This is a genomic window from Mycobacterium gordonae, from assembly GCF_002101675.1.
Classification (GTDB): Bacteria; Actinomycetota; Actinomycetes; order Mycobacteriales; family Mycobacteriaceae; genus Mycobacterium; species Mycobacterium gordonae.
Map to the genome: position 1 here is coordinate 59,126 of NZ_LQOY01000152.1, position 10,497 is coordinate 69,622.

The 10,497-nt window shown below is 65.7% G+C and carries 13 protein-coding genes; 9 read left to right on the forward strand and 4 right to left on the reverse strand.

Going from position 1 to position 10,497, the window contains the following annotated elements; translation table 11 throughout:
* Nucleotides 1-75: 75 nt before the first annotated feature.
* Complete coding sequence (locus tag AWC08_RS21435; protein ID WP_069432652.1) at nucleotides 76-1,326, forward strand: L,D-transpeptidase; 1,251 nt, start codon at nucleotides 76-78, stop codon at nucleotides 1,324-1,326.
* A 169-nt stretch (nucleotides 1,327-1,495) separates the two neighbouring features.
* Entirely contained in the window at nucleotides 1,496-2,266 is a 771-nt protein-coding gene (locus AWC08_RS21440) for an NlpC/P60 family protein (RefSeq protein ID WP_069432651.1), read from the forward strand.
* A 31-nt stretch (nucleotides 2,267-2,297) separates the two neighbouring features.
* Here the strand turns inward: AWC08_RS21440 and AWC08_RS21445 are convergent, their stop codons facing one another.
* Nucleotides 2,298-2,726 (reverse strand): cellulose-binding domain-containing protein, encoded by a 429-nt coding sequence (locus AWC08_RS21445; protein ID WP_065136062.1) that lies wholly within the window; start codon nucleotides 2,724-2,726, stop codon nucleotides 2,298-2,300.
* 303 nt (nucleotides 2,727-3,029) lie between these two features.
* Here AWC08_RS21445 and AWC08_RS21450 point away from each other — a divergent pair, with 303 nt between their 5' ends.
* From AWC08_RS21450 to AWC08_RS21470, 5 genes are read left to right on the forward strand one after another with little or no spacing between them, the layout of a single operon-like run.
* Entirely contained in the window at nucleotides 3,030-3,416 is a 387-nt protein-coding gene (locus AWC08_RS21450) for a TA system antitoxin ParD family protein (protein WP_069432650.1), read from the forward strand.
* Nucleotides 3,413-4,003, forward strand: a complete 591-nt coding sequence (locus tag AWC08_RS21455) for an ATPase (protein ID WP_069432649.1) — start codon at nucleotides 3,413-3,415, stop codon at nucleotides 4,001-4,003. Before AWC08_RS21450 ends, AWC08_RS21455 begins: the two co-directional genes overlap by 4 nt.
* Before the next feature lie 40 nt (nucleotides 4,004-4,043).
* The gene (locus AWC08_RS21460) at nucleotides 4,044-4,799 is read left to right on the forward strand and encodes a HugZ family pyridoxamine 5'-phosphate oxidase (protein ID WP_069432648.1); all 756 of its coding nucleotides are present in this window, start codon (nucleotides 4,044-4,046) and stop codon (nucleotides 4,797-4,799) included.
* 42 nt (nucleotides 4,800-4,841) lie between these two features.
* Complete coding sequence (locus AWC08_RS21465; RefSeq protein WP_069432711.1) at nucleotides 4,842-5,441, forward strand: class I SAM-dependent methyltransferase; 600 nt, start codon at nucleotides 4,842-4,844, stop codon at nucleotides 5,439-5,441.
* A gap of 23 nt (nucleotides 5,442-5,464) precedes the next feature.
* Complete coding sequence (locus AWC08_RS21470) at nucleotides 5,465-6,109, forward strand: FKBP-type peptidyl-prolyl cis-trans isomerase (RefSeq protein ID WP_372513504.1); 645 nt, start codon at nucleotides 5,465-5,467, stop codon at nucleotides 6,107-6,109.
* Nucleotides 6,110-6,114: 5 nt separating this feature from the next.
* Here the strand turns inward: AWC08_RS21470 and AWC08_RS21475 are convergent, their stop codons facing one another.
* The 3 genes from AWC08_RS21475 to murQ all read right to left on the reverse strand — a co-directional run bounded on the left by AWC08_RS21475 (nucleotide 6,115) and on the right by murQ (nucleotide 8,675).
* The gene (locus AWC08_RS21475) at nucleotides 6,115-6,582 is read right to left on the reverse strand and encodes a hypothetical protein (RefSeq protein WP_065136067.1); all 468 of its coding nucleotides are present in this window, start codon (nucleotides 6,580-6,582) and stop codon (nucleotides 6,115-6,117) included.
* An 88-nt stretch (nucleotides 6,583-6,670) separates the two neighbouring features.
* Nucleotides 6,671-6,928 carry a hypothetical protein gene (locus AWC08_RS21480; RefSeq protein ID WP_065136069.1) on the reverse strand — a complete coding sequence of 86 codons (258 nt, stop codon included), beginning with the start codon at nucleotides 6,926-6,928 and terminating at the stop codon, nucleotides 6,671-6,673.
* Between the two features lie 10 nt (nucleotides 6,929-6,938).
* Nucleotides 6,939-8,675 carry an N-acetylmuramic acid 6-phosphate etherase gene (gene murQ, locus AWC08_RS38455; protein ID WP_159460011.1) on the reverse strand — a complete coding sequence of 579 codons (1,737 nt, stop codon included), beginning with the start codon at nucleotides 8,673-8,675 and terminating at the stop codon, nucleotides 6,939-6,941.
* Between the two features lie 178 nt (nucleotides 8,676-8,853).
* Here murQ and AWC08_RS21490 point away from each other — a divergent pair, with 178 nt between their 5' ends.
* Both AWC08_RS21490 and AWC08_RS21495 read left to right on the forward strand, forming a co-directional pair.
* Nucleotides 8,854-9,450 carry a cyclic nucleotide-binding domain-containing protein gene (locus tag AWC08_RS21490; protein ID WP_065136070.1) on the forward strand — a complete coding sequence of 199 codons (597 nt, stop codon included), beginning with the start codon at nucleotides 8,854-8,856 and terminating at the stop codon, nucleotides 9,448-9,450.
* A 47-nt stretch (nucleotides 9,451-9,497) separates the two neighbouring features.
* Complete coding sequence (locus tag AWC08_RS21495) at nucleotides 9,498-10,427, forward strand: GGDEF domain-containing protein (RefSeq protein ID WP_065136071.1); 930 nt, start codon at nucleotides 9,498-9,500, stop codon at nucleotides 10,425-10,427.
* Nucleotides 10,428-10,497 lie beyond the last annotated feature (70 nt).

Genomic DNA, 10,497 nt, shown 5'->3' on the forward strand with positions numbered 1-10,497 from the left:
AACGCCATGATCTCTCGCGTTCGGGTGAGCTATGCAACGGTTTTGAAACCCATGTGATTGGCTAATTCAGTCGCGATGAAAGCCAACAAGTTTCCCGGCCGGCGGCACCGCTTAGTCCTTTCCGTGCTCGTCGTGCTCATCGTGATCGGAACGCTCGGCGCCTCGGTGTCGGCGTGCTCTGCGCGCCATTCATTGGGCGACGCGCCGACCACGGGTCCGGCGCGGGTGACGATCTCGCCGAGTCCGGATGCGCGTGATTTGCAGCCGACGACCCCGGTTCAGGTGAAAGCCGAAACGGGGACGCTGGTCAAGGTGGACATGGTCAACGACGCCGGCAAGCCGGTCGACGGCGTGATGACACCGGATAGCACCGTGTGGAAACCGACCGGACCGCTGGGCTATGCACACACCTATACCCTCACCGTCGCCAGCCGCGGAACCAACGGCGTTGAGAGCAGCCAGGTTTCGTCGTTCTCGACGGTGCGGCCGTCAAACCAGACGAAAGTGTCGTTCACGATGACCTCAGAGGCGACGTTGCGGGAAGGCGGTACCTATGGGGTCGGAACAGTGGTCGTCGCGCACTTCGACGAGCAGATCGCCGATCGGGCCGCCGCCGAGCGTCAGTTGGTGGTGACCACCAATCCACCCGTGCCGGGTTCCTGGTTCTGGGTCGACTCCCAGAATGCGCACTGGCGGCCAGAGCACTACTACGCGCCCGGCACAACGGTGACGGCCGAGGCCAGGATTTACGGTATTGCCTTGGGCGGCGGAATGTTTGGGCAGGAGGACAGCCGGGTGTCATTTCGCATCGGCGATGCGCACGTGTCCGTCGCCGACGATGCGACCAAGCTGGTCAGCGTTTTCGACAACGGGAAGCTGGTCCGGACGATGCCCACCTCCATGGGGATGGGCGGCACCGAGACCGTCGGCGGTCGGACCTTGTCCTTCTGGACTCCCCCGGGTGTCTACACCGTGCTCGACAGGGGAAACCCGGTGGTGATGGATTCCTCGACGTTCGGGCTGCCGAAGAATTCCCGCCTCGGATACCGGGAGACGATCAATTACGCCACCAGAATCAGCATTGACGGCATCTATCTGCACCAACTCGATTCGACGGTGTGGGCCCAAGGCCATACCGACACCTCGCACGGCTGCTTGAACCTCAACGGCGAGAACGCCAAATGGTTTTACGACTTCTCCGTGCCAGGCGACGTCGTCGAGGTGCACAACACCGGTGGGCCGCCGCTGAAGATCGAGCAGAACGGCGATTGGACGCTCAGCTGGGATGACTGGCGCAAAGGTAGCGCGCTGCCGCAGTCTTCGTAGCTCGCTGTGCGCCATCCGGTCACTCCCCAAAGCGTCAGCACAACGAGGCCCGCACGTCTAGCCCTGCTCGCCGCATAGCATTACTCCGTTCACGTGATCGCTTGACCTTTACGGAGCAGAGGACTTGTTGACGCATCGGCTCTCGGCACGGTCGGCGCTTTGCATCGCGATGTCAGCGGCCGCCGTCTGTTTGCCCGTCGGCCTCGCCAGGGGCGGCGAGTGGACCTACCCGTTCTCGTGTACCTGGAACTCACTGACGGCGGATTTCGCCGGGCGCGACCAACTGCCGCAGTCTCACGAGCCTGCTGCCGACTGGTACCGCACCGATGCCGAGGGCCACTACGCCAATCACGGATGGGGCCCGGCAGCCGACACCTTGCCGGCACCGGCAATCCCGCAGGGGGCGCAGTGCGATCCCAGGACGTGGAAGCAGGAACGCGTTCTGGCCGTCGCGATGCGCTACATCTACGCACCGGGAAATCCGCTGGGGCTGCAGTACCGTCACCATCACATTCCCGGTTGGGACCCGCCGGTCTCAACGTATGCCGGTGCCCCAGAAGATAATCCCGACGTTGACAACCCCGACGGGCCGACTTCATGGAGCCCGGGGAAGGGGTTGGATTGCTCGAATTTCACCGCTTGGGTCTACAACTACGGTCTGGGGATCAAGTTCGGCGGTGACGTCCACCGGCAGGCAGACGGGACCGCCGGTCTGATGGGCGGGCGCATTCCCAAACAAGGTCCATTCGAACCGGGAGACCTGATTTATCTGCATCCCAACGGTGATGCCGGCCGCGCTTCACACGTGGTGATTTACCTCGACGACGGACACATTCTCGACAGCCGAGTCAATGCGCAGAATCGGATTGGGGTGCAGATTCGAGATCGGGTCGGCTGGTACCGAGAAGCTGTTCTCGGCGCATGGCGGCCGATCGGCTGACTACCCTCAGCGGAGCCGCGGAGTCGCAACCCTAGGTGCAGGGTAATTGGCCGTTGAGCACACAATTGGACGGTGCCGTATAGGTACCGCTCAACACGCCTCGCATACCGCCGGTGGCCGTACCACCGGGTGCGATCACGCGATTCCAGTTTGCGGGGGTGATAACCCAGTGCGTACCGGATTGTGTAGCAGTGCTATTCCAGGTGTGTATGACGGACTGTCCCGCCGGCATGTCGAAATCAAGTCGCCAGTCGGACAGCGGCGCCATGCTCATGTTCGTAATGGTGAAGCTGGCGATGAATCCGGTCTGCCACGTCGATGTCACCCGCAGCGTGGCCATGGCGGCGGCCGCGTGAGCTGCCGGGGCGACCGCGAGTACGGGGACGGTGAGCACCAATGCCCACACGGTCACGTGCAGCGCTGCGCGCCAACGCTTCACGCGATTGCCCAGTCCGGCCATGATTGCCACGCTAAGACTCAGCGGCCGCCTCGGTGGCTTACGGCGCGGTTAAGCTGCCGTACCTTTGCGCAACCGAAACCGTCGTGAAATCTTCCCCCTCGGGCCCACCCAGTACCAGAGCCAGAAACTTCTGTGTGGTGTCTGGCGTCCTGTTTTCGGTTCACGGGTCACCAACACCCCGAAGTCTGAACGGCTGCGCGGCCTTCGGTCGCGTTCCTCGTGAGACCTAACACCGGTCCCCCAGCTAGTTACGTAGCATTCTGCTACGGTTGTTTCATATCGCTACGTATGTGAGGTGGCAGCATGGGCAACACCGCAGACAGGGTCACGCGTTTTGCTGCGGATCTGATGGACAGCGCCGCGGCCGAAGGAGCGCGTCAAAGCCGCTCGGCCAAGCAGCAACTCGATCACTGGGTCCGCGTCGGGCGCGCCGTGTCCAGTCAGGAGACCGCCGCCCGCCGCAATGTGGAGTCCGCGTTGGCCGGTGACACAGCACTGCGTGAGTTGACCCCCGAAGAAGGCGTCGTATTCAACGCCGAGATTGCGGCCGGCATCGAAGAGAGCCTGGCAAGCGCCGATTACGGCAAGACGCTGGCGGCGCGCGGTGTCACGACCGTCGCGCTCAACGATGACGGCGAATTGGTGCAGTACCACCCGGATGGCACCCGCACGGTGCTGCCTGATCGGTGAATCGACTCGACCTGGTCGTCGGGTGCAACGGGGCCGGCAAATCCACCTTCATCGAGTTGACGTTGGCTCCCCTGCTCCGCGGCAGCGTCATCGTCAATGCAGATGACGTCGCCAAACACCGCTGGCCGAATGACACAGCCGGTCACGCCTACGAGGCTGCGCGGATCGCCGCACGGACGCGGGCGCGCCTGATAGAACAAGGCATCTCGTTTATCGCCGAGACCGTCTTCTCGCACCCATCGAAACTCGAACTCATCGACGCCGCCCACGCCGGCGGCTACACGGTGATTGTTCACGCGGTACTGATTCCCGAGGAACTCGCCGTGTTGCGGGTGCGCCACCGCGTCGAGGCGGGTGGACACATGGTGCCAGAAGTCAAAATTCGTGAGCGCTATCGACGACTTTGGGCGCTGGTGGCCCAAGGAGCGGCCCGCGCCGACTCGGCCACGTTCTACGACAACAGCGGAATCCGGGGGCCGCGCATCGTGGCACAACTGGCGGGTGGATTCGTCATCGGCGCCCCGGCCTGGCCCAAGTGGGCACCGCCGGAATTAGCGGGCGCTTGGCCGTCGGCAAGCCAACGATGACCCGACACCTGGTCAGCGGCCGGCGCGTAGCCTCGCCTCAGTGACGGTTCGAGTGCAAGGCGACCCCGGGCGTGCCCCGTCAGCAGCGGAGGCAGCGCGCACCATTGCTGCTGCTACGAACGCCGCGACGCTGGCTACTTTGACTGCCGAGGGGGACCCCTGGGCGTCGTTGGTGGCTTTTGGACTCCTCGGTGGAACACCGGTTCTCTGTGTATCGAACCTCGCCGAGCATGGCCGCAATCTGGCCGGTGACCCGAGGGCAAGCATGTCGATCGTCGCGGCGAACAGCGACAGCGACCCGCTGGCCGGCGGCCGCGTCACGCTGGCCGGGAGGGTCGGCCATCCGACGGCCGCTGAACGGAACCCGACTCGGCAGGCATACCTGGCTGCGGTGCCGGCCGCGCGGTCCTATCTGGACTTCAAAGATTTCACCCTGTGGCTGCTCAAAGTCCAGCGGGTGCGCTGGGTGGGCGGATACGGCCGCATGGACTCGGTCACCGCCGAGGAATACAACGCAGCCTCACCAGATGTGGTTGCGCTTGGGTCGGCCCGCGCCGTCGCGCACCTCAACGCCGACCACGCCGACGCTCTGGCCGCGATGGCCCGGGTCTTCGGTGGCTATCCGGACAGCGAGTCCGCGGTCTGCACCGGCATCGATCGCTACGGCCTGGACCTGCGGGTGCGCACTCGTCGCGGCGAGACTCGTGCTCGTGTCGCTTTTCCGGCCCCGCTGGACTCGGCCGATCAATTACGTTCGGCCACAGCTGACTTGGCGCGAGTCGCGCAAGGCGGCTGATCGCGGGCGTCTCCTCCACTGCCGCTTGGGACAATGATTCACATGACCGAACAAAGTCTCTGGATGCAGAAGGTCGCAGCGGATCCCGGGCACTCGCACTGGTATGTCGAACGCTTCCGCTCCATGGCGCGCGCCGGCGACGATCTGGTCGGCGAAGCACGCCTTGTCGATGCGTTGGCTCCCCGTGGCGCCCGTATCCTCGACGCCGGGTGCGGTCCGGGCCGGATCGGCGGGTATCTGGCCTCGGTCGGCCACCAGGTGGTCGGCGTCGACGTCGACCCGGTTCTGATCGATGCGGCCAAGCAGGACTATCCGGGACCCATTTGGTTGGTGGCCGATTTGGCCGAACTTGACCTGCCCGCACGCGGCATCGCCGAGCCGTTCGACGTCATCGTGTCCGCCGGCAATGTCATGACGTTTCTCGCGCCCAGCACCCGGGTCGCCGTACTATCCCGTTTGCGTGCCCATCTGGCCGGCGAGGGCCGAGCGGTGATCGGCTTCGGCGCCGGTCGCAACTACGCGTTCGGCGACTTCCTCGACGACGTGGCCCACGCCGGGTTCACTCCGGACCTGTTGCTGTCCACGTGGGACTTGCGGCCGTTCACTGGCGACTCGGACTTCCTGGTCGCCATCCTTCGGTGAACCCCGAAGCGGGCATCTGTAGCGTGACACCGGTGAATCTTCCTCGGGTGTCTTCGGCCCTCACGTTCGTTGCTTGTGCCGCTTCGTTTCTGATGGTCACCGCATGCGGCTCCGCGTCGAACACGTCGTCGTCTTCGTCAACCAGCACGCAATCCATCTCTGATCTGTACACGCGGCCCTCGATGGCGGCCACGCCGACGGTCACCGGCGCCTGCCCCACGGTCGCTCCGCAAAACGGCGGCACACCCGAATGGACGCTGGCCGGAACCACCGGCAGCGTTGCGGTCACGGGGTCGACGGATACGACCGCCCCGCGGGTGACCGTAACCACGCCGTTCAGCGTGGCTCAGACTCAGGTGCACACCCTGCGCGCCGGCGATGGGCCGGTGGTCTCCAACACTGCCCGGGTTTCGGTGTGCTACATGGGTGTCAACGGCCGCGACGGGTCGGTGTTCGACACGAGTTACGAACGCGGTGCGCCGGTGGACTTTCCGCTGACCGGAGTCGTGCCCGGTTTCCAGAAGGCCATCGCCGGACAGAAGGTCGGCTCCACAGTCGCCGTTGCCATGACGTCCGCGGATGGCTATCCCGACGGTCAGCCCAGCGCCGGCATCCGGCCGGGTGACACGCTCATCTTCGCCATCAAGATCCTCAGCGCCTCAAGCTGATTACCTCACGTCGGCAGATCCACCCGAAGCGCCAGGTGCTCATCGAGGATCCGGCGCAGCGCTGCGTCCATCGGATGGGCCGTTGCGAGGTCGCGCTCCAACCGGTTGTCCACCAAAACCGTTGCTTCGTGCGGTATTTCGGTGGTGTCGACTTGGTCGACGAAGGGATCGAACAGCCCGTGGGGGGTCGCCAGGTAATACAGCTCCCGCCGAGACTCGGTCAACCGGGCGGCGTACATCAGTCCGTGTTGGGTCGCGACGAAAAGCTCCGAGGTGATTCGTGCCTCTGGCGTCTCAGCTTTCCCCCACGCGATCGCGGCGCACCGGCTCTGCGCCAACCTGTCCGGGACGTCGTCGGTCAGCGCCAGCAATTTCTCGACCAGGGCGCGGCCCCTGCGCGGGTAGGCATCGATGGCGGGGATGAAATACCGGCGGAAGATCTCGCCGAAGAAGTCGTACAGTTGCTCGCTCATCGCGGCTCCCCAGATCTAAACGGACACCACAATTGTGCGCCGTCCTGTCAGCTGGGTACAGGTTTTCCTTCAGACAGCCCTGCCCGAATCAGGCGCAGGGTGCGTCACCGGGTGTGTAGTACGGGACGCCCTCCCGGGTGTAGCACGGCGGCCGGCCTTGCCAGCGCTGCCGGGCCTCGTCCAGGGCATCCGCTGCGGCGATGCTGCCGATCGGGCAGTCGGCGAGGTTGACGGACGTCCCGTTTTCGCCCGCGGGACAGGGGTTCGCGTTGGCCGAGGGCGCGACGGCCAACTGCAACGCCGCGGCGGTGGCCGTGGCCAGGAATGCAACCGTGAGCTTGTTCACGGCGGTAACTCTAACCAGCCCCGCTCAAATTCCGGAGCGCATCGCGCAGACGTCCACTTGCCCGGTGCAGCTGGATGGCGGCCTCAGTGGCGTCGACGTTTGCCAAAAGCGCGACTATCGCCGTCTTGGCGTGTCCTCCTGCGGCGTCCAAGGCGGCAGCCGCGACACCCTCGTCGACTCCGGCCGCGTCGCGGACGATCCGCACAGCGCGGCGTCGTACCTTCTCGTTGGTCACCCGAACGTCGACCATCCAGGGTCCGAATGCCTTGCCGAGTGCGATCATCACGCTGGTCGACAACGCGTTGAGCACCACCTTCTGCGCGGTTCCCGCGGTCAGCCGTGTGGAGCCGGCCAGCACCTCAGGACCGGTGAGCAACTCGATCATGAGGTCGGCAGCGGCTTCGCTACCCGGATTGTTGACGACGGCGACGGTCAGCGCGCCAACCGACCGCGCATAGTCGAGTGCCCCGAGCACATAGGGCGTGCGTCCCGAGGCTGTGATCCCGACGAGCGCATCGGCGGCAGTCAGATCGGCGAAATCGGCGGGGTTGAACCGGTCCTCCGCACCCTCGATCGGGTGCGTCAAAGCCGTTGAGCCGCCGGCGATCACGCCGCGCACCAGCTCGGTGCCGAACGTCGGCCCGCACTCGGCTGCATCCAGCACACCGAGCCGTCCGGGCGTCCCCGAGCCGGCGTAGATCAGGCGGCCGCCGTTCTGCAATCGCGCGGTGACCGCCTCCGCCGCCGCTGCGATCTGTGGTACCGCCGCTTCGACCGCCGCGTGGGCTGCTCCCTCGGCGTGGATGAGCAAGGCGACGACCTCACCGATGGGCCGGGTGTCGAGGTCACGCAGGCCGGGGCGTGCGGCCTCGGTGCCGAGGCCGTCGAGAGGGTGTGGGACGGCACCCGCTCGCAGGCGAATGACGTGCGGTTCATGGATGTCTCCCAGCCGCAGAGCACCGTCGAGGGCGTCCCCGGCGGCGGCAATCACGTCAAGCCCTGCGTGCAACGCCTCGACCCCGGCCAGTCCACCGACCACCGCGACGGGCCCGTCCCCCGCGCTGCGGGCGGTTGCTGCGAGCGCTTCGGCGGCAGCGCTGACGATCGCCCGTGCGGTGGCGTCGGAACTGGCCGCCAGCACCTCAGGCGCGAAAGACGCCAAGGTGGCCGCATCGGTGAACTGAGCCGGCCAGGACTGCGGTGCGCCGAAACGCGCCCGGGCAACATCCAGAAGGGCAGTTGGTGGCCCCCGGCCGTCGCTGGCGCGCAACGCAGCCCGCAGCCCGGCCGCACCGATCCACGCGCCACCACCCTCGTCGCCCAACCATGGGCCCCAGCCGTCGGCAGTGCGCAGGGTGCCGTCGGCTTCGATGGCGAGCGCCGCGACGCCGGTGCCGACGACCAGGACGACGCCGGGCTTTCCTTCCAGGGCGCCGGCGTGTGCGAGTACGACGTCACTGGTGACCGAGACGCGACGTGCCCTCGTCGAGGCCAGCAGCGAAGCGCCCAACGCACGCGCCGCTTCGGGTGCCGCCAGCGCCCCGGCGGCACCTACAACCACCTCGTCGACGGGTCCGAGTTCGCGGGCAACGGTGCGGATCGCCGCTTGGGCGGCCAGTACCCCACCGGGTGCCGCGAGGCCCGGTGCGCCCGGCCCGGCAGCCCTGCGACCGTGCGCCGCGGCTCGGCATGACGTCTTGCCGAGGTCGACGGCGAGTACCCCCGGAGCACTGGGCTGCTGTGTCACGTGCCTCCCTGCCTCAGTCGAACTGTCAGACGAATCGGTAAGAGAATCAACCGATTCCGGCTGTCCAGGCAACGTGTGTCAAAAATCGGGTCAGGCTGCGACCCGCTGATCTACATTCTCGGCCATTATGGCGTTAGGCTCCACCACGTCATGGTCACCGTCGATCAGGAGCCGGCAAATGAAGGACAAGGACGAGGACGAGGAACTCCAGCGCGACATCGAGCGAGATGTCCGGAGGCTGCGTGAATTCAGTACATTCGAAAAGTTCTCCGATGCTGATCTGGAACGCCTAGTCCGGTCGGCACGCCACACCTCGCAGTCCAATCCCTGGCCCCTGATCCGGGAGAAGACGCCGTCGGACGCGTGCTTCATTCTGCTCAGTGGTGAGGCCGGCGTGTATGTCGGTCAGGACCGCGTCGCGGTGGTGGGACCTGGCGAGGTGATCGGCGAATCCGTCCTTCGCCGTGGACAATTGCGTTCCGCCACCGTCACCACCATCGGGCCTTCCGAAGTGTTGCGTATCGACCGCGACGACCTTGCGCGTCTGCTCAAAGAGTTGCCCGTTCTGAAGGAAACGATGGACGCTACGGCAGCGCGCCACGTGGCGGCCGCTCCGCCGGCGCCGCCTAAACCGACACATTCGAAATTGAACGTCTCGGTTTCGGCCGACCTGCTCGAGCGTTTCGAGCGGACAGCCGATGCTGCCGGTGTCGGCGTTCCGGCGGCGACCGAGGATGCACTGTCGCAATGGATCGACCGGAACAGCAAGGCATAGCCGGATAGCAGGGGAATAGGGCGCCGTCGCCCACATATTCTTGGCGGGTGCCCTGGCAGGTGGACCCGCAGCCGTCAGCGGGGCGTTGGCACCTCATCGGCCTGACGGGATACCTTGCCATGCTGGGCATTTACGCTGCCGGCGGTGGGACCCGGTTGCGCTGGTTGCTGGCGGCCGCGGCCGTCCTTGGTGGTTTCGCTCTGTTGCTCGGCTGGTTGCTCGGCTGGCAGGAACGACGCAGACTACTCATCGCGTGGTCAGTGGCGTCGCTGATCATCACGATCGTCGCCGGGATGACTGATTCCCATGCGACCCGGGATTTCCCCGGCACCATCACCATTGCTTTCGCCTTCATCGGACTCACCTGTACGCGTTGGTGTTCGCTGGCGATCGTTCCGCTCGGGGTGGTGGCGTTCGTGGTGGGTGGTGCCAAGCAGCTCCCGGCGGACCTGCCGAAGGTGGTCTTGACCGCGATCATGTGGGTGTTGGTCGCCGAGGTCCCGGCTTGGCTCATCGCTCGACTCGAAGCGCAGAGCGCGCTGCTGCGACAGATTGCACAGACCGACGCTCTCACCCAGCTACTCGACCGGAGCACGCTCGGCCCGCGGCTGTCGATGCATGCCGGCGAATCGGCTGTCGTGCTTCTCGACCTTGACCGGTTCAAGTATTACAACGACCAACACGGGCACGAAGCCGGGGATGAACTGCTGGTGGCGTTCGCCGACGCGTTGCGCTGGTCCGTCCGTGAGGAAGACATCGTCTTCCGGATCGGCGGAGACGAATTCCTCCTCATGCTGATCGGTGCTGATCGCCGTGAGGCCGAGCAAGTCGTCGAGCGGCTTCGGCACTACTGGGCTTCTTCGGCCGCACCAGTAGGGTTCAGTGCTGGTATCGCCGCTGGCGAAGGCGACCTACTGCGCCTGGCCGACGAACACATGTATGCGGCCAAACGGGCTCGCGGCCTGCCTGCCGACTAATGGGAGTCGGTCGGTGTGGCGTTGACGGGTTTGAGGTCTGGTCGGCGGGACGCTGATCATCGAGCCGCTG